The organism is Haloferax mediterranei ATCC 33500 (genome assembly GCF_000306765.2).
GTDB classification, from domain to species: domain Archaea; phylum Halobacteriota; class Halobacteria; order Halobacteriales; family Haloferacaceae; genus Haloferax; species Haloferax mediterranei.
The window spans coordinates 1-18173 of record NC_017943.1 but is presented as its reverse complement, the minus strand read 5'-3'; the positions used below and the strand labels follow the sequence as shown (position 1 = coordinate 18173).

Below are 18173 nucleotides of genomic sequence, written 5' to 3'. Positions count from 1 at the left end.
AACACACACAGAAACCACTCAACAACACACAGAAGCCACACAGCAGACAGAACCTACCCAACAGACACAACGGTCGATGCTGGCGACACTCTTCGAGGGCGACCTGTTCGTGCACATCGCACTCATCGGGTCGATTATCCTCGTCGGACTGCCGCTCATCCTCGCAGTTATCATGAGCACCCAATCGACGACCGAGGTGTACGAAGTGACGAATCTCGGCATTGGGAGTGCCGGCCTGTCGAACTACGAGACGGCCCTGGCTGAGTACAACCTCATGCAGTACATGGTCAACTCGGCCGTGATGTCCATCGTCATCGTCGTCGGGAAGGTCACGCTCTCGCTTCTCGCCGCGCTCGCACTGGTGTACTACCGGTTCCCCTACGAGCGCGCCGTCTTCACGTTCGTCCTCCTGACGTTGCTGGTTCCGGTTCCGGTTCGAATCGTCCCGCTGTTCCAACTGATGGCCGACCTCGGCTGGGCGAATTCGTTGTTGGCAATCACCGGACCATATATTGCGAGTGCGACCGCCGTATTCCTCTTCCGCCAGCATTTCATGTCGATTCCCGAGTCGCTGGTCGAAAACGCTCGACTCGACGGTGTAGGACCACTCGCCTTCCTCGTGCAGGTGTTGATTCCCATGTCGAAAGGGATGATTGCGGGCGTCTCCGTGATTACGTTCATCTACGCCTGGAATCAGTACCTCTGGCCGCTTATTGTCGTCAGCGACCAGTCGAAACAGGTCGTCCAAGTCGGTATCAAATTCCTCCAGGGCGCGAGTCAGTCCGGACTCACGGAGTGGGGGCTTATCATGGCCGGGGCCGTGATTGCGCTGATTCCGCCGCTTTTCGTGCTTATCGTCCTGCACCGACCGCTCCTCGAAACATTCGCGATTCAACAAAAGTAACACATGGCACACATCGAACTCGATACACTCACGAAACACTTCGGCGACGTTGCGGCTGTCAAAGGCATCGACCTGTCGGTCAACGACGGGGAATTCCTCGTCTTCGTCGGCCCGTCCGGGTGCGGAAAGTCGACGACGTTGCGGATGCTTGCTGGTCTCGAATCCATCACTGACGGCGCGCTCACCATCGGGGAGACGGTCGTCAACGACCTGCCACCCCACGAGCGAAACGTGGCGATGGTGTTCCAGAACTACGCGCTCTATCCGCACATGACCGCCGCAGAGAACATGACGTTCGGCCTCGACTCGAACGGACTGTTCAACCGGTCGGGAGACGACGAGCAAGTCGCCGAAGTCGCCGAGACACTGGGTATCACCGACCTGCTAGACCGGAAACCGAAAGCACTCTCCGGGGGAGAGCGGCAGCGAGTCGCGATTGGGCGTGCGCTCCTGCGCGAACCTGAAGTGTTCCTCCTCGACGAACCACTGTCGAACCTCGATGCGAAACTGCGCGTCGAGATGCGGACCGAACTCCTCGAACTCCACCGAGAGTTGCAGACGACGACAGTCTACGTCACTCACGACCAGACCGAGGCGATGACGCTCGGCGACCGTGTCGCGGTCTTGAACGACGGCCAAATCGAGCAGGTCGACCCGCCGCAACTGCTGTATGACTACCCGGCGACGCGCTTCGTCGCCGAGTTCATCGGCAGTCCGGCGATGAACATTCTCCCGGTAGATGTGCTTGGTCGGGATGGCCAGTTCGTCGTCCAGCACGACGGCTTCGAGATTCCGCTGCCTACTACGAACGAACTGGAAGCCATCGCCGGGTCGCCGGCGTACTTCGGCGTCAGGCCCGAAGATATTTCGCTCGCGGCGTCGCTTCCGGCGGAGGCGGCGACGTTCGAAGCGACCGTCAGCGTGACAGAGCCGTTGGGCGAGTCGCTGCTCGTCCACTGCGAGGTCGGCGATACGGAACTAAAGGTGAAGACCGAACCGCGAAGTACAGTGTCGCCCGGAGACAGTATCGAAATCGGTGTCGACGAAGAGCGTCTACACCTGTTTGACGAACAGGGCAACGCAGTGTATCACTCGTCGCCGCGACAGAAGGCAGCAGGTTCGGTTGACTCTGACGAGTCGGTTACGGAGTCATCTACGGAGTCGGTCGCTGAGTCGAATCCAGTTCAGCCGTAGTCGCAAGCCGGAATCTGGTTCAATCGTAGTCGAAGGCGGCAGTGGACTATCGCTGCCTGCGAAACGTTCCAGTTCGCCGCTGTGCTTCGGTCGGCGGCATCCGTTTTACCCGAAACTAGATAAACCGAATTTCGATATAGAGAGTATCTCACTGAAGTTCAAACCTCAGGGGATGGCTATGATGCGTACTTGCGTTTTTCCGGGCAAACAAATAATCAGTTCGGGGACCCTCCCGCCGACATTTGTATCGATGCGACGCTCGCGGTGAAATTCGGCCTCACCGGACGACATCAGCGGTACTATCCATCCGTTCCCGACGTTCTCTGAGGCGTTCAAACACGCCTGTCAGGCGTTCCGCCGAGATACGTCCACGCTGAGTTGCTGTATCAAGTAGCGCTTACTCGTCAGCGGAGAATATGTGTTCAAGCGTTCCGGACTCACCCAGACCCAGAAGGGCTCGATTGAGTAACTCTTGGACGATGAACCGCTCGTAGTGCTGGATTGCACAGAACTCACAGAGTTTATTTCCTGTGCTACTGTTTCAATCTCGTCGCCATCTCTCAGCTCGCCGAAATCGCCAGGGACGGCTTAACCAGACAGTGCCGAAATGATGTATATTAGGACAGCTACCGCCTCATATTAATCGATGAAACGGCCTATAGACCCGTCTTGGACGCTCTGCGTGTACTAACCACAACACAATAGCAAGTACGGCTGTCGTATCGAACTGCTTGATGGTATTTGAACAGGCGCCCGCGACGGATTACATACCGTTAGAGGTTCCAGGCCTCCTCTCGAACGCTTACGGCCGGATTTTTTTCAAAAGCATGAACCATTGTTCATTGTAGGCTGTCTATGGAAAGTGTGCCCCAAATTAAATAACTGACGAATGACAACAATTCATCATATGAGTCTCACAATACAAAACCTGGGGAAGCAATATACCGAAGATGTCTGGGGCGTTCGAAACATCGATCTTGAGTTAGATACCGGTGTTCACGGGCTTCTCGGGCCGAACGGCGCTGGAAAGTCTTCGCTCATGCGGATGATTACGACCGTTATGGAGCCGACAAAAGGGTCCATCAGCTGGAACGGCACGGACGTACTCGATTCGCCGGGGATGGTCCGGTCGGTTCTGGGCTACCTCCCACAGGATTTCGGTGTTTACCCCGACCTGACATTGGAGGAATTCCTCGAGTACGTCGGTGCGTTGCGGTCGATGGACTCGAAGACCGTGGCCGCCCGTATCGACGAACTGGTTGCGCTGACGAATCTGGAACAGGCCCGCGACCGCAAACTCAAGACCTTCTCCGGCGGGATGCGTCAGCGGGCGGGGATTGCCCAAGCGCTGCTCAACGATCCGGGACTGTTAGTAGTCGACGAACCGACAGTCGGTCTCGATCCGGAGGAGCGTGTCAGGTTCCGGAACATCATCTCCGATCTGTCGTCAGACCGGGTCGTGATTCTCTCGACACATATCGTACCGGACATCGAGGCCACAGCGAACACAATCGCGCTGCTGGACGACGGGAAACTGCTCACCCACACCGACCCAGAGTCACTAATCAAGACTGTCGAAGGGAAGGTCTACACGTACACCACTGCCCAGTCCAACCTCGACAAGATCCGGTCCGAGCAGATTATCTCGGGCACTGTCAGTCGCTCGGATGGTGTCGAACTCCGGGTAATAGCCGAGGAGCCACCGCATGAGGATGCACGTATTGTCCAGCCAACGCTTGAAGATGCCTACCTCTGGCGTGTTGGCCCACAGGTGGCCCGATAGATGCGTCAGATTTACCACGTGGCCCGGGCCGACTTCCTCCAGCGAGTCCGTTCGAGCCGACTGGTTGCTTTATTGGCGTTTGTCATCTATCTCGGCTATCTCGTCAACACCGGGACCATCGATCTCGTCTTTCAACAGTCCGTGGCTGGTGGCGGCCTCGGCAACTACCGCGGAGTGAATAACGCGGCCTGGATTGGAGCTAAAGCAGGGTTGACGGGGAGCTTCTTCGTGGTGTTCTTTGGCTTCTATCTAGTCAAGAATGGTCTCGCTCGTGACCGATCCACAGAGGTCAGTGAACTCCTCGCCTCGATGCCAATCTCGAACTCCCGATATCTGTTGGGGAAGTGGCTGAGTAATGGGGCATACCTGGGGTTGATTGTCAGCGTGCTTGGACTGTCAACCGTCGTGATACATACCGTACACGGCGTCGGCCCCACCAACCCGATCAAACTGCTCTTGCCGGTCGTACTATTGGCGGTCCCGACTGCCTTTTTGATTGGCGGGGTTGCGCTGCTAGTCGAGACCGTTGGACTCCTAAACAACACCGCTGGCAACGTCCTCTACTTTTTCGGCACGCTCGCGCTCACGATGCTTTTTTATGGTAATGGGACGGTGGCAAACGGCGTCGTGTCCGGGATAACCGGCTACTTCGACCCGTTCGGGTACACCGCGGTCTACGTGGCAATGTACGATTCGGTTCTATCTATCGCCCCGAACTACACCGGCGGCGTACCGTCGTTCGGGGCGGTTTTCGTAGAGAAGACGACGTTTACCTGGAGTGGAGATGGATGGCCGCTGTGGGTATACCTACAGCGTGCCGGAATGATTGTCGTCGGGGTCGGTATCGCTGTCTTTGGAAACCTCACATTCAATAGATTCGGCCCGTCGAAAACAGAATCGGAGCGGACCACGTCACTGCTCCGACGGCTGTTGCCGGAGCGGTCGTCAACTGAGAGTGCTACCGAACCGCCAGCACCGACTGAGGTCACGCTTACGCCAGTCAAAACGCGAACCGGTGGTGGCCTCTTCCGAATCCTCCTTGGGGAGTTCCGTATGACCCTGTCCAAACTCCCCTGGTGGTGGTATCTGGGCGCAGTCGGAATTATTGCAGCCAGCTTAATCCGTTCACAGAGTAGCGGTCCACTCCTACTAATAGCACTTATCTGGCCAATATTCGTCCTGTCGTCAATGGGGGTTCGCGCACAGCGCCATCGTATGCAGCCGCTGATCTTCTCGTCTAACAGCGCGTACACGCAACTGCTCGCTGAGTGGGTTGTTGGGGCGACGCTCATTGCGGTACTGGTTGGGAGCAGTATCGGTCTTACCCCCCTGTTGACCTCGACACCAGTGCTATTGGGCTACGTAGCGGCGATACTCTTCGTTCCATCACTTGCTTTGAGTGCCGGCATCTGGAGCGGAAAATCGGAACTGTTCGAAGTGCTGTATCTCGTTATCTGGTTTGTCGGCCCGGCCAACGGAATAAAGCCGCTAGTGTTCACTGCAACGACAGCTACGGCCCTGTCAACAGTGATCGTTATTGTGTACATCTGTCTGGGTCTCTGCCTCTTCGTGGCTAGCTTCGTTCACCGATCTCGACAGATGGTTTGAGGTTTGCTGCTCTGAAGGGCGAAGCATTCGTCTCGGATGTTTTCGAGTGGTCTAGGTTCAACCCAACGTACTGGTTCACACTCACCTGCTCGAACTCGAAGAAAGAAACACAATGGCACATGCGAATGATGCCGAGGGCTCACTCGGCTTACTCGATGACGTCGGGTTACTTGACGACCGACTGATCACCGCATATTTCCGAATGGTAAGTGGTGAAGACGTTCGGCGCACAGCGGAGGCGGATACTTCGGTTGCCCACTGTCCATCGGTGTTTTGCTACTGGAATCCGGACCCAGATGCACAGTAGACCCCAGTTCCGAAGCTCCGAGTACACTTTCGGTTCTTCGGGACGCTCCAAAAATCGGCCCTATGTGTGTGTTTACAAGACTATTATTAGAGTCGGCCAAGGGAAAATTGAGAGGAGAGACGATATCAGCGAAGTAAGTCAGGGATATTGGAGTAACCGTTTGAAATCCTATCAGAAGCAGTTTCCGCTCACTGACCTCACTTCGGCGTCGGCGCTCAGACTGTACTCGACGGCACGCTCAACGTGAAGGGCGGTCGTGTCGAACAGCGGCGTTTCCGGCCTGTCCGATTGGTCGACGAGCAGTTCGATTTCCGTGCAACCGAGTACGATTCCCTCGGCACCCTGCGCAACGAGGTTGTCGATAACTTCGAGATAGTAATCTCGGGACTCGTCTCGAATCTCGCCTTTGGTCAACTCCTCGAAGATGATTCGGTCCACTTCCGGACGGTGCTGTCGGTCGGGGACGACGATGTCGATACCGTGGTCGGCGAATCGGTCACGGTAGAAATCCCCCTGCATCGTCGCTTGAGTTCCGAGGACGCCGACGGTGTCGATACCGGCGGCGCGGATGGCGTCCGCGGCGACGTCGACGATGTGGACGAGCGGAACAGAGAGGGCGTCGACAATGGAGGGCGCGACTTTGTGCATCGTGTTGGTTGCCAGAAGGACAAAGTCGGCACCGCCTGCTTCGAGGTCGTGTGCGGCCTCGGCGAGATACGCTCCGGCCTCGTCCCACCGTTCCGCCTGAATGAAACCCTCGATATCGGCGAAGTTGACGCTTCGAATCACGATGTCTCCGGTGTAGTGTCCGCCATGAATGTCGTTGATTGTGTCGTCGATGAGTCGGTAGTATTCGACCGTCGATTGGCTACTCATCCCGCCAAGGATGCCGATTGTCCGTGGTTCATCGCGGTGGAGACCAGACATACAATTCAGGAGGGTTTGTCGGCATATCAGAGGTGTCCTCCCATGGGAGGGTGCTGATTTGCTATCACTCTCGATTCCCCATCAGTTTCGCTTCCGCCTTCCGCAAGTGTTCGAGAAACGTCGTCTTCGAGACATCGAGTTCGCTGGCCAACTCGCGCGCCGTGATTTCTCGCGGCCAATTGTAGTAGCCACGTTCCCGAGCCAAATTCACCGCCTCGCGTTGTCGCGGGGTGAGCAGTTCCGTCTCCCCCGGGTCCGGTGGTTGCATCGGCTCTGATGCCGGCGAGATTTTTGTGAGCGAGATATCGGCGTTGCGCTCCTCTCGGATTTCGTCGAGCAGTCGGCCGAGTGACGACCGAGTCGTATGCGCGAGGAGATTCCAGGTTTCGACCCCGTCCTCGATTCGATACGAACTATCGACGAGCACGCCGCGGGTCAAGAACGCGGACCCGATACCCTCGTTTGCGACGTACTCGATAAAGACGTCCTGTGTGGCACGTCCGATTGCAGACGGAAGAGCACCCTCGCTTGCGGCCCCACCAATCGGTTCGATATGGTTGATAAACGAAATCTCGTGTGCGACTTCGATTGCTTGCGTGACGTGCTCGCGTGAGTCCCCGTAAATCGTACAGCGTTCGTACGCCGAGTCACCCTCGACTGCCGCACCGTGGCCGATGAGACCACTGCCTGCTTCGGCCGTGGAGACGATACCCCAACAGTCGGGGTGCCATACTTCGAGCGAGAGGTGAAGGAGTTCTTTCTCGTGTTTCGGTTCGGCCATTGAGTAGTGAACACATGCCTACCAGGAAAATATAGCGTTCGCGGAGCGATGAGAATGAGGTCAGCGTCCGTCGATTTCGTCGGCCCAAAAAACGAACCGTGCCGTTCGTTATTAGTTCCCGCCGAGCACCCGCTTGAACAGCGTGAACGTGAGCAGGGTGAAGAACAACCCGTTCAACATCCCCTGACTCGCGGCGAGGACTCGTGCGCCCGGTCCGAGCGGGTTGATGTCGCCGTACCCGACCGTACTGAAGCTGATGTAACTGTAGTAGACGTTGTCGAAGAGGACTTCGAGCGCGGTCTTATCGACTGCAGTCGGGTCGAAGACGCTCCCTGCTTGCGTCAGGAACGGGCCGCCGGCGGCGTAGAACAACCCGAATAGCGCCGGGAGGAAGAACGTGAACGCGGCGATTCGTGGAAGCCGATTCCCGTAGCCACACGTCACCTGCATCAGGAGATTGAGACCCACGCTCGCGACCTTCTTGCCGCGTGCCCACACGTTCAGCGAATACTCGTTGATGATGATGTCGAAGTTCTTCTTTCGATTGTAGTAGTAGCGCTTGAATTCGAACTCTCGACTCGCGGGCGTGTCACCGACCGCATCCGCGCTGTCCTGTGCTTTCCTGTAGGTCTCCTCGATGATTTCGTGGTCCATCTCGACGGCAAACTGGCCGGTGGCGGTGTTACCGACGAAATCGTGAATCGTCCAGTCGTTCCGTTCGAGATAGCCGTGGTGGTCGCTGAAGTCGAAACAATCGAACTCGGTGAGACAGAAACGGAAGTGGTCGAGCAGTTCGTGTTCGTTCCCGTCGCCTTCGAGTTGGAGGTCGCCGATGGTCGCACGAGTGAAGTCGTACGGCGTCGCCTCACCGGAAACCTGCGAAATCGTGCCACCGCAGATTGTCGCGTCGGTAAAGTCGAGGTACGTGTCGCGCTCGCCGTTACGGACTCGGAATCGTGCAGTTCCGTGAAACACCGAACTGCGGAAGTTCGACTGTTCGTGGAACGTCGTCTCCCAGAACGATGCGGTCGTAAAGTTCGCGGCTTCGAACTCGGCGACATCCTCGAAGACGGCTTCGTTGAAAGAGGCGTTCGCTTCGAGATGTTGCATCTCGCCTTCGAACAGCGCCCCTCGGAACTCCGCTGGCCCGTGGAACGCCGTGCTTCGGAAGCTTACGTCCTCTTCAAATCTCGCCTCCTTGAATCGCGCTCGGGTTTCGAACGCAACGTTCTCGAACGAGGCATCCCCGCCAAATGTTGTCCCGTCGGCGATGATGTCGTCTTGGAACGTGCTGTCGTCGAAGTTAGCACCGCCGTGGAACGTCGAAAACGAGAGATCGAGTTCGCCGGAAACCTGCAAGCGGTGGCAATCGGTGCGCGCGGTGAACGTCGCACGGTCGAAGTTGACCGCTCCTTTGAACACCGCGTCTTTAAAGTCCGAAAAGCGGAAGTGAGCGAGTTTGTAGTCGGCTTCACCCTCGAACGTCGCTCCTTCGAACGTCACGTCGTCGTGTGTCGTCCGACTACCGCCGTTGAACTCGACACCTCGAAATTCGGCCAACTGCATGAACCGAACGTGGGCGAAACTCACGTCGTCGTCGAACCGCGCTTCGTCGAAGTCGGCCATCTCCTGAAACGTCGCGTCGTCGAATCGGGCGTCGCCGTCGAACCTGACGTGCTCGAAATCGGAGCCGGCCGTAAACTGCGCTCGTTCGAACGTGACGTAGTCGAACGTCGCCTGTCGGAAACTCGCGTCGTCGCGGAACGTCGCATCGGCGAACGTGATATGGTCGTCTAACACGTGGCTGCTCCCGCTCGTCTGGATATTTCGAAAGTTCGCGGCCCCGTGGAATGTTGTGTCAGCGAAGCTTGTGTCGGCCAAGAACGTCGTTTCGTCGCAGTGAACGTCTCCGTGAAAGACCGCGTTATCGAACCAGACTTCCTGCTCGAAGGTCGCTTCGTTGGTCGTCACCTCGTCACGGACCGTCAGGTGTTGTGCATCGACCGTTCCCGTGAGGACGGCCTCTTTGAGTTTGAGTCGACCGATAGTCGCTTCCCGGAGAATCAACCCCTGTTCGAGTTTGCCGTGTGTGAGGTCCAGCCCCTCGATATTCGCGTGCTGAAAGTTCAGCACGTGGTTGGTCGCTCCGTTGATATCCTGATAGGTCAGCGAGAGGTGCGGAAGGTCCGCGCCGACGTACTCGTTGACGCGGGTATCCGGGGATTGGAGATTGGCACGGAGTTCCTCGACAATGTCGTCCCCGGAGACATCGAGTGTCGTACGTTCGTCTCGGCTCATGTGGAACACACAGTACTCACTTTCGGAGTGGGCTTCGTGTGGACATTCCCACGTCGTTTGTAGGTGTGCGTCCGTCTGTATCGATGGGTCGAACGTGTATCGACACGTAGAGGAAGACATCAAAGCGGGGGTAGATTCATTTCTCGACATGGGTGGAAAGGTTCCTATCGAAATCTCGTGAGAGTGCGCTTGGGTGTTGGTCTCGTGAAGGTGCGCTCGGATGGTCTCGTGAAGGTGCGCTCGGATGGTCTCGTGAGAGTGCACTCGGGCGTTGATTCGGGAGTCGTACTTCGTTCATTTTCAGGGAATGTAATATATATCTTCGGACGACTGTCAGTCGAAGATGGTTCGTCGTTCCCGCTCCGAGAGTTCCGCGTGAATCGCGTTTGGCGAACAGTGTTCGCACTCACGCGCGGGATTGGTGCTTCGGTCGTAGGTCCAGATGGGGTAGCCAAAGAGGAAGAACGCCTCCATCTGGTGTCGTTCGATAATGGCCTCTGCGGCCTCTCCGCAGTTCGGACACCAATCGTCTCCCTCGTTCGGGACCTGAAACGTCACTTTTCGACGGCCGAACCCGGCGTTCGAGTAGGCTTCACGCCGCGACATCTCGATGAGGTCTTCGGCCGGATACGGTTTGGCGTCGACTTCGTTGTCGAATCCGGTGTCGGTTTCGACGGTCGAAGCGAGGTACGGCCCGACGTGGACGGTGTTGTCGTAGCCGACGAAGTGGACGGTGATAGTGGCTCCTTTTCCGTCGACACAAACGTCGTGTCCGTGACCGACGAGGTATAATTCGATGTCACGTCGGACCTTTTTGGCCTCGATATCGTGGGTCATCCCCACCGCGTAGACGCCGGTTTCCGGGTCAGTCGTGGTTCCCGACTGCTCCCATCCAAACGTAGAGACATCGTATGCGTCTGCATCTGCTGCGAGCGGCACATCGTCGGAATAGACGTTCTCAGCCCCGGGTGCGGAAACCGCGCCATCGACGGCATCGGTCGCGATAAACACGTCTTCCGCATCAGTAAGAAGCACGTCGCCGTCGACTGATTGAACGTAGCCGTCTTCGAGCGTGCCGCTAATTTCGGTTTCAGCATCTGAGACAGTTTGGGCGCTGCTCACGGGCGTGTGCGTGAAGACGTATTCCGCGTTCTGTACGGTGAGGTCGCCAGTGATACTCTCGGTGGAGATAAACACGTCAGCCGGGTCTCGGAGTTCGACCGGGGGTTGTTCCGAGCCGTTGAGCGTAACGTCTCCGTCGTAGGTGGTGTTAGTGTCGTTCGTCATCGTTGTGGTTTCGTGGTCTGGTTCGTGGTTTCGGTAGCGGGTCCGGCTACGCCAGAGGAGGTCGGTGTAAGGTTCGTCTCCGTGTACAGTGCGAGGTCGTACTCCGGATAGGTGTGGTACGTCTCGTAGCCGTCTCCGGACGAAGCAACGTGAATTGTAGTCCACGCATCGGGACCGAACCGGTAGGCAACCGTCGCGTCGTCAGGGCCGGGGAATGCGTCAAGTGACTTCCCTTCGACCGTCGTTTGCGCGTCGAGGCGGTTGCTTTCGAAGTGGAATTCGTGTTCGGCACCGACGGCTAATGGTGTTTCGTGGGTCTGTTCCGACGGGAGCGGCTTGCACGAACACAGTTCGTGGAAGTCCAACGCCGGGAGACCGACGTAATGAGACTCACCGATAACGGTGAACACCGCGGGTGAGTCCAGCAACGTCTCCGGATGGACTGTCTTGATTTCGACAGACGCCAGATTTGGAACCTCGGTGGTATAGCCGAAGTACAGTGCTGTCGGTGTCTCGGAGGAGTGCGGTGCTGTCGGTGTCTCAGAGGAGTGCGGTGCTGTCGGTGTCTCAGAGGAGTGCGGTACTGTCGGTGATTCGGGGGGTGTTGGAGAGGGCATGATTAGGTGTCGATGAGGATGTCGTAGTTCGGATGGAAGATGGAATTCACTCGCACACCGCGGTAGCGGGGGACTGCGTGCCACTCGATAGTGCGGTACTGCTCGCGATGCTTCCGGACGTAGGCTGTTTCACCGTCGCCGGTCAGTGATTGGCGGTCGCCCGGAGCGAACACGTAGAACTGCTCGATGCGTTCGGATTGCCCGTCCGAATCGATGTCTTCTCGAACCCAGTACGAAAGCTGGTTCGTGAATCCGGCGGCACCGACCGTGTTGATGAAGGCTTTGTGATGCTGCGGATACCCGTCGGGAGAGTAGCCCCACGTCACGACGACGCCCTCATCAGAGAGGTGGTTTCGAATCGAACTGTAGAACTCCGCCGAATAGAGCGTGAGCAGGTCGTCGTCGGTCGCTCCGGGGATATCGAGAAGAACGAGGTCGTACGTCTCGTTCGACTCTTGGAGGTATCGATATCCGTCCGCCGTCGTCGTGTTCAACCGGTCGTATTCGTAGGCGTCGTCGTGCCACTTCCGGAAGAACGGGTCAGTCTTCGTCTGCTGCATGAACTCTCCATCAAGGTCGACGTGGTCAACGGTGACGTTGTACTTCCGGAGGTGGTCGATAGCAATCCAGTCCCCGCCACCGACGACGAGAACCTTCGTCTCCGGGCCGGGTTCAACCAACGACATAGGTACATCGACGAGACCCTGATGATAGCTGTCCGCCCAGCTTTCACACAGTTGTATTGCTGAGCCTAAGCGAAGACACTGCTCAGTCTTCCCGGTGAAGTGTGGATTCGGACCGGTCCCGGTCCAGGTGCGATTGTATCGGATAACGTGCTGGTACGTGGTCGTCCCCTGCGAGACGACGTTTGCACGCATCGCACCCGGTGGATACTTGTTCTCGGTCTGTTGTTCCAAGTAGAGTTGCGACAGTTGCTCGTCCGCAGTTTCGTGTTTCGCGACCACGCCCGCGTATGACGCGGTTAGCACGAGACAGACGACGAGGAGCGTCTTCGAGACGTGGCCAACAGAGAGGGCGCGGGTAGACGACTGCGAGTTCTCATTGACTGACCGCCAAGACCACTTATCAGTGACTGGCCACCGAGACCAATCCCCGAAGTAGGTGACAAACACGAGTGCGGCAACCCCGTTCAGCAGGGCCAACACGAATATCGTCGGGATGAGCCCGAGACCGGGATAGAGGACACGAGCGTAGATGACAGCTCCGACGAGTCCGCCGACGTAGTCCATCGCCAGCACGACCGATAGTCCACTCCGCCGCCCATCGGTTCGCTCGACGGACCAGACGGTCCCGAGACCCTTGACGACGGTATTGTGAACTCGGTTGCAGGCATTTTGAATCCACACCGGCATCGCTGTCTCCCCGTCTTCGAGTTCGTCGACCATGTGAGTCAAAAGCGGCAGCTCGAATCCCGAGAGGAACCCGACGACGACGACGGGAAGACGGGCGACTGTCCAGATGAGTTCAGGCGGAACCGACTGCGGGATTCTGACGCTATTGAGACCGACGATGAGCAGGAAACCTGCGGGTGCGGCGGCGGCGAGAAACACCTCCGTTCGGAAGAAGTTCCCGCCGAGGTCTGCGGCATCGAGGTCGTCGGAGAGCGCTGCGCCGATACCGAGGCTGAAGAAATACAAGCCAACCGTGATGACGTACTGCGTCACGGTTCCGCCGTACATCACTGTCAAGAGTTCGGAGTAGACGAACTCGTAGGCGAAGCTACAGAATGAAACGACGAATGTGAGCGCAAGGAGCGTTCCGGTGTCAGTTCGTGAGTTGGACATCTTGGAGGGCCGTTAATCTTGAAAGACCTTGGAGGGCTGTTAATCTTGAAAGACGTGTCAGTTGTGACTATGGGGGCGCGAGCGACCGGGGCGGAGTGAGATGGCCAGACGCGACCGATCGAGGGCAATGAGCGTGCTCAGATACGCGGTGAGACTTTCCACTGCTCCTCGATATTGAACTGTTGGTCGCTGACGCCGTTGTCGACTTCGAGGTCATAGCACTCCCATCGGAAGTCGTGGTTGACGTCTGAACCGACGACGTGCGCACCGACGCGGTACCACCCATCGCGGCGGAACTCGCTTTGGTTCGTCAGGTCGTACGTGACGGTATCGTCGGGGTTCTTGAACTCTTTGTCCCACGGAACTGGACCGGAATCCGGCGCGTCGTCTTTCATCGAGTCCGTCGAGCCGAGATAGGCAATACCGAGGGTAGCGATGCCGACGCTGTACCGGGACACTTCATCAGCGTTGTCTTCGTACCAGTCGTCGGCGTAGTCTCCGCCGTGGAACCAAGCGTGACCGTGCTTCGTTTTCGGCGCGGACGAGTATCCGCCCGAGCCGCGTCCGGTGGCACCTCGTCCGCCGCCACCGCCTTTTCCTTTCGCGCTGGCGACGCCAATCGGACTCACGCCCGAAATCGATTGCTGAGTCGGTGCGTATCGAGACATTACCCACGTCTTGTCGGCAAGGTCGATAACAAGTGAGCCATCACTCATCTGGAAGTCCGTGACGACGTTCGACTTTCGGGGTGGAGGGGACTGACTACCGAGACACCCACTCAGGGCACCGAGTGCCCCGAGACCGGATGCGTAGAGGAACTTGCGGCGACGCATAGGATATTACTCGTCTGTTTCAATCAAATAACGGGCATAACAGTCTTGTGGTTCGATATATCGCTATCATACTCTCGGTCTACTCTCTCAGCATGGCACGGGATTAGAAAGCTCATTTGAATAAGTCGGGATAGGCAGAGTATCCAGAACATACAGAACATTCAAAACGTTTAGAAAATTCAGATAATCAAGACAATTTGGATAAGGTAGATAATTGGGTGTAATAGGTTATACAGAGCGTGAGTGTTCTATCTTCACGACTCAATTGCTGCACTGTGGGTTCGCGCAACTCACGTTTGAGTGCAGGTCAGAACATCGCGATTGACCTCACGACGACTCACACGGTCCTGTCTAATCCGATTTCTTCTTGTTCAATTTTGGATGGTTACACTCCACAGAATGCTCAAGATGAGCGCTATATGGTTATTTCAGCTTGTAGACATCATAACATCAGGGATAACATCTTCAGTCAAAGACGTAGTGACAAGGTGTAAGACGACCCAACTACCCACAGTCAAGAAACATACAAATTGTTCAGATTAGCCAAATTGGTTAAATTATTTAAATTATTCAGGATGGTTGAGCATCTGGGATTCGATTGGTTCTGTGAAATACAGAGTAGGTAGAGGCTGCAAAGATACACAGAACACCTAGATTAAGTAGATAATTCAGATTGTCCAGATAATCTAGGATACTCAAAGAGCCAAGATAACCATAATTATTTCAGGAACGCCGAATATCTCGATTATACGGATACCCTGTACCACCATGTCACGCGCAGTCAGTGTCTGTCTACTCAAAGGCGGTATCGGCAAATCGACGACCTCCATCAACCTCGCACGCGAACTTGCCCACCGAGGAAGCAACGTACTGCTCGTCGACTTGGACCCGAACGGTCACGCAACGACTGGGCTCGGGTTCGGCGAGGAGTTCTATTCGGAGGCACATCTCGGGGATGTACTTCTGGACGATGCAGACACCGAACCACGGGAACTCATTTTGGAGACCGGTTTCGAAATCGACCTCCTCCCGTCGAACGACCGTATCGAACAAGTCGAGTCCGACCTCGGTGGCGTAATGATGGGGTCTGCGCGCCTCAAACAGCGCGTGGTCGACCCGCTTCTCGGTGACGAGTACGATTACGTCGTCGTGGATTGCCCTGCTGCACGAGGGAAACTCAACGACAACGCCCTATACGCGACACAAAATCTTGTGTTGCCGATGCGCCCAGAATCTGGGGCGCTTTCGGGTCTCGAAAAGACGGTAAAGCGTCTGATTCAGCCCGCACGGGAGCACTTCGACCTCGAAATTCTCGCGGTCGTCCCGACCGACCTTCGCGACCGAATCGACCACGACCGACCGACTCGACGACTCATCGAAGCACTCGTTTCCAAACCAAACATCGCATCGAAGCTCCCGAACTTCGCGTACACGGACCCGTCGTTCTTCGAAGCGATCGACAACGGCTCGTGGGACGACGACCTTCCGAAGCCCGGAATCCGCCACCGGTCGGCCATCGACGCCTCGATTCGCGACCACATGCCCCTCCGAGACTACGACAGTTCGTGTGACCAACTCGAGTGCTACGACGAACTCGCCCAAATCATCGAAAACGGGGAGGTCAACCGATGAGCGACGACCCGTTCGGAGACCTCGACGCCGCAATGGGCGGTGAAGACGAGGTAGAGGGAGAGACAGAAGCGGAGGCGGAATCTGAACCCGCGACGGCCGACGCAGAAGAAGCAGATGTAACCGACGAACCGGCAGACCCGCGGGATAACCCGGCTTTCGAGTTCGACGAAACGGTTCACAAGGCACTCTACGTGCTCGAAGCGGTCGCTACGGATTTTGACGATATCATTACCTACGATGTGGAGCGCGAACTTACGCGGGACCACGGCTTGAAGAACATCAAAAAGAGCGAACTCCACAACGCCGCACTTTCAGTGGTTGCCGATCATCCAGAGCTAATTGTTGAACAAGTGCTTGATCAACGTGGTGTCAGAGAAGAATAATTGAAATAATCCACAGTATGTGGATGTTCTAAACAACGGGAGTAAGAAAGAGGTTACGTATCGCTGTATAGTCCAGATAGTGCAGGGAACTAGCAGTAGGTGCGTAACTCAGAGTGTCAGCGTAGTCCAGATACTCGAAGTAGTGTCGGTAAAGTAAATTGGGGAAGAGTTCCAGATTTCGGAAATGATTTGAATACTTCAGAACCCTCAGATTATCCAGAATATTCAGATAATTTGGATTTTTTAGACAATCGGGATTTTTCCTCAAGCCGTAGAAACCGAACCAATGTGGACATACACAATCCAAGCTGAATCCTCGCTCACGTCGGTGGTCTGAATCAATAGTACAGATTATTTAAAATTCCTAAATTATTTAGAGAATTTAAATTGTTGATTAGAAAATCTAGATTATTTGAATCATCCCGATTGTTTGGAGTATGTGAGCTATAGAAAAGGTTCGAGAAGAAAAGTCAGTGGTCCGTAGAATGTGACCGCAGCAGCACACCGTGGCAGACCATACACCTGTACGGAAATCCAATTCGAATCAATTAGCAACGACGCCGTAGAACATCACAGGGAACTCACTCAAGTGTAGAGATTCGGCTGTCTCGGAGTAACACTCGTCTAACAATGTCCGGATCTTCAAGAAGTCGATGAGTTCCGTGAACCCCTTGGCCACGGCCGCGACCTCGAACCTCTGACTGGATGACGTTGAGGAAGTCGAGTTCCTGGAGGAGTTCCTGGACGCGCCGCTCCGAGAGTTGGTCCATATCGAGATCGTCTGCAACAGTGAGGTACTGTCGGTAAATTTTGTTCGTCGTGATTTCAGCGGTCTTCCGGCCGCCAGTCTGGAGGACGAGCGAGTAGAGGACAGCCTTCGACTGCGTAGCAGTTCCTTCGAGGAGTTCGCTAAATCGGTCAGCCTCACTCTTTTCTTTCGCTGCTCGGACGTGGTCGTCGGTGACCGATTCGGCGCTCTCGTTGCGAGCAATTCGCCCGGCATTTCGGAGGATGTCAATCGCTTTCCGGGCGTCACCGTGTTCTTGTGCTGCGAGCGCGCTTGCGAGCGGAATTACGTCGTCGGTGAGGACGTCAGGTTTGAACGCGTCCTTCCGGTTCTCGAGGATTTCCCGGAGCTGGTTCGCGTCGTACGATGGGAAGACGAGTTCGTCGTGGGCAAAGCTCGATTTGACGCGCTCTGTTAGCTCTTCGGGATAGTCAATCTTGTTCGAGATACCGATGATACCGATCCGTGAGTCGACGATTTTCTGATTCTCCCCTGCGCGCGAGAGTTTACGGAGGACTTCGTCGTCGCGAAGCATGTCAATCTCGTCGAGGATGACGATAGTAACGTCGGAACAGGTGTCGAGAACCTGCCACAGACGGTTGTAGTAATCACCCGTCGAAAGTCCGCGTTCGGGAATCGTCATTCCGCTTTTTGATGGGTTGTTGACCTGCGAGGCGAGTGTTTTGATGACTGACGCCTCGGTGTGTTGCTCACCACAGTCGATAACCGCAATCTTCACTTCGACGTTTTCGCGGGTCGCCTCGTTCTGGAGTCGCTCGCTCACGAGTCGGGCAGTGAGTGTCTTTCCGGAGCCAGTTTTTCCAAAGATAAACAGATGGGTCGGTTCCCGACCAAAGATGGCAGGATTGAGCGCCTGAGCAACCTTCGACATATGCTCATCACGACCGACAATCTTGTCGGGACCAGGTAGATGTGAAATTTTAAGAATATCCTCGTTCGCGAAGATAGGTTGGTCGTAGCGAAAGAGGGGGTCACGACCACCCCCGCCAGCGTCGTCAGATGTCAT

The 18173-nt window shown here is 56.1% G+C and carries 14 protein-coding genes and 1 pseudogene; 7 read left to right on the top strand and 8 right to left on the bottom strand.

What is annotated here, in order from left to right; all coding sequences use genetic code 11:
* Window positions 1–76: 76 nt before the first annotated feature.
* The 5 genes and pseudogenes from HFX_RS15540 (at window position 77) to HFX_RS15525 (ending at window position 5489) form a co-directional block, all read left to right on the top strand.
* Window positions 77–904, top strand: a complete 828-nt coding sequence (locus tag HFX_RS15540) for a carbohydrate ABC transporter permease (RefSeq protein WP_004056428.1) — start codon at window positions 77–79, stop codon at window positions 902–904.
* Between the two features lie 3 nt (window positions 905–907).
* Window positions 908–2098 carry an ABC transporter ATP-binding protein gene (locus HFX_RS15535; protein WP_004056429.1) on the top strand — a complete coding sequence of 397 codons (1191 nt, stop codon included), beginning with the start codon at window positions 908–910 and terminating at the stop codon, window positions 2096–2098.
* A gap of 243 nt (window positions 2099–2341) precedes the next feature.
* A pseudogene (locus HFX_RS20360) lies at window positions 2342–2492 on the top strand (mercuric reductase); the annotation flags it as partial.
* Between the two features lie 513 nt (window positions 2493–3005).
* Window positions 3006–3881, top strand: a complete 876-nt coding sequence (locus HFX_RS15530) for an ABC transporter ATP-binding protein (protein ID WP_004056430.1) — start codon at window positions 3006–3008, stop codon at window positions 3879–3881.
* Window positions 3882–5489 carry an ABC transporter permease subunit gene (locus HFX_RS15525; protein ID WP_004056431.1) on the top strand — a complete coding sequence of 536 codons (1608 nt, stop codon included), beginning with the start codon at window positions 3882–3884 and terminating at the stop codon, window positions 5487–5489.
* Between the two features lie 478 nt (window positions 5490–5967).
* On the opposite strand, the gene HFX_RS15520 is transcribed toward HFX_RS15525, so the two are convergent.
* From HFX_RS15520 to HFX_RS15490, 7 genes are all read right to left on the bottom strand, one after another.
* Window positions 5968–6723: an aspartate/glutamate racemase family protein gene (locus HFX_RS15520; protein WP_004056433.1), complete on the bottom strand. Its 756-nt coding sequence runs from the start codon at window positions 6721–6723 to the stop codon at window positions 5968–5970.
* A 64-nt stretch (window positions 6724–6787) separates the two neighbouring features.
* On the bottom strand, window positions 6788–7504 hold the full coding sequence (locus HFX_RS15515; RefSeq protein ID WP_004056434.1) for a helix-turn-helix domain-containing protein: 717 nt from the start codon (window positions 7502–7504) through the stop codon (window positions 6788–6790).
* A 111-nt stretch (window positions 7505–7615) separates the two neighbouring features.
* The gene (locus tag HFX_RS15510) at window positions 7616–9922 is read right to left on the bottom strand and encodes a pentapeptide repeat-containing protein (RefSeq protein ID WP_004056435.1); all 2307 of its coding nucleotides are present in this window, start codon (window positions 9920–9922) and stop codon (window positions 7616–7618) included.
* 213 nt (window positions 9923–10135) lie between these two features.
* Complete coding sequence (locus tag HFX_RS15505; RefSeq protein ID WP_004056436.1) at window positions 10136–11089, bottom strand: hypothetical protein; 954 nt, start codon at window positions 11087–11089, stop codon at window positions 10136–10138.
* Window positions 11086–11706 carry a DUF2617 family protein gene (locus HFX_RS15500; protein ID WP_004056437.1) on the bottom strand — a complete coding sequence of 207 codons (621 nt, stop codon included), beginning with the start codon at window positions 11704–11706 and terminating at the stop codon, window positions 11086–11088. Before HFX_RS15500 ends, HFX_RS15505 begins: the two co-directional genes overlap by 4 nt.
* Window positions 11707–11708: 2 nt before the next feature.
* Entirely contained in the window at window positions 11709–13511 is a 1803-nt protein-coding gene (locus HFX_RS15495; protein WP_004056438.1) for a spermidine synthase, read from the bottom strand.
* Between the two features lie 137 nt (window positions 13512–13648).
* On the bottom strand, window positions 13649–14344 hold the full coding sequence (locus HFX_RS15490) for a hypothetical protein (protein ID WP_004056439.1): 696 nt from the start codon (window positions 14342–14344) through the stop codon (window positions 13649–13651).
* A 768-nt stretch (window positions 14345–15112) separates the two neighbouring features.
* Here HFX_RS15490 and HFX_RS15485 point away from each other — a divergent pair.
* Together HFX_RS15485 and HFX_RS15480 are read left to right on the top strand one after the other, a co-directional pair.
* Window positions 15113–15976 (top strand): ParA family protein, encoded by an 864-nt coding sequence (locus HFX_RS15485; protein ID WP_004056440.1) that lies wholly within the window; start codon window positions 15113–15115, stop codon window positions 15974–15976.
* A complete protein-coding gene (locus HFX_RS15480) occupies window positions 15973–16359 on the top strand; it encodes a hypothetical protein (RefSeq protein WP_004056441.1) in 387 nt (128 codons plus the stop codon). The genes HFX_RS15485 and HFX_RS15480 overlap by 4 nt, the downstream gene beginning before the upstream one ends.
* Before the next feature lie 581 nt (window positions 16360–16940).
* Here the strand turns inward: HFX_RS15480 and HFX_RS15475 are convergent.
* Entirely contained in the window at window positions 16941–18173 is a 1233-nt protein-coding gene (locus HFX_RS15475; RefSeq protein ID WP_004056442.1) for a Cdc6/Cdc18 family protein, read from the bottom strand.

What these genes read in the sequence shown, in the direction of transcription:
- HFX_RS15490 (WP_004056439.1), bottom strand. Translation starts at nt 14,344, where the DNA reads ATGCGTCGCCGCAAGTTCCTCTACGCATCCGGTCTCGGGGCACTCGGT.
- HFX_RS15510 (WP_004056435.1), bottom strand. Translation starts at nt 9,922, where the DNA reads ATGTCTTCCTCTACGTGTCGATACACGTTCGACCCATCGATACAGACG.
- HFX_RS15475 (WP_004056442.1), bottom strand. Translation starts at nt 18,173, where the DNA reads ATGACATCTGACGACGCTGGCGGGGGTGGTCGTGACCCCCTCTTTCGC.
- HFX_RS15540 (WP_004056428.1), top strand. Translation starts at nt 77, where the DNA reads ATGCTGGCGACACTCTTCGAGGGCGACCTGTTCGTGCACATCGCACTC.
- HFX_RS15525 (WP_004056431.1), top strand. Translation starts at nt 3,882, where the DNA reads ATGCGTCAGATTTACCACGTGGCCCGGGCCGACTTCCTCCAGCGAGTC.
- HFX_RS15500 (WP_004056437.1), bottom strand. Translation starts at nt 11,706, where the DNA reads ATGCCCTCTCCAACACCCCCCGAATCACCGACAGTACCGCACTCCTCT.
- HFX_RS15495 (WP_004056438.1), bottom strand. Translation starts at nt 13,511, where the DNA reads ATGTCCAACTCACGAACTGACACCGGAACGCTCCTTGCGCTCACATTC.
- HFX_RS15480 (WP_004056441.1), top strand. Translation starts at nt 15,973, where the DNA reads ATGAGCGACGACCCGTTCGGAGACCTCGACGCCGCAATGGGCGGTGAA.
- HFX_RS15535 (WP_004056429.1), top strand. Translation starts at nt 908, where the DNA reads ATGGCACACATCGAACTCGATACACTCACGAAACACTTCGGCGACGTT.
- HFX_RS15520 (WP_004056433.1), bottom strand. Translation starts at nt 6,723, where the DNA reads ATGTCTGGTCTCCACCGCGATGAACCACGGACAATCGGCATCCTTGGC.
- HFX_RS15505 (WP_004056436.1), bottom strand. Translation starts at nt 11,089, where the DNA reads ATGACGAACGACACTAACACCACCTACGACGGAGACGTTACGCTCAAC.
- HFX_RS15485 (WP_004056440.1), top strand. Translation starts at nt 15,113, where the DNA reads ATGTCACGCGCAGTCAGTGTCTGTCTACTCAAAGGCGGTATCGGCAAA.
- HFX_RS15515 (WP_004056434.1), bottom strand. Translation starts at nt 7,504, where the DNA reads ATGGCCGAACCGAAACACGAGAAAGAACTCCTTCACCTCTCGCTCGAA.
- HFX_RS15530 (WP_004056430.1), top strand. Translation starts at nt 3,006, where the DNA reads ATGAGTCTCACAATACAAAACCTGGGGAAGCAATATACCGAAGATGTC.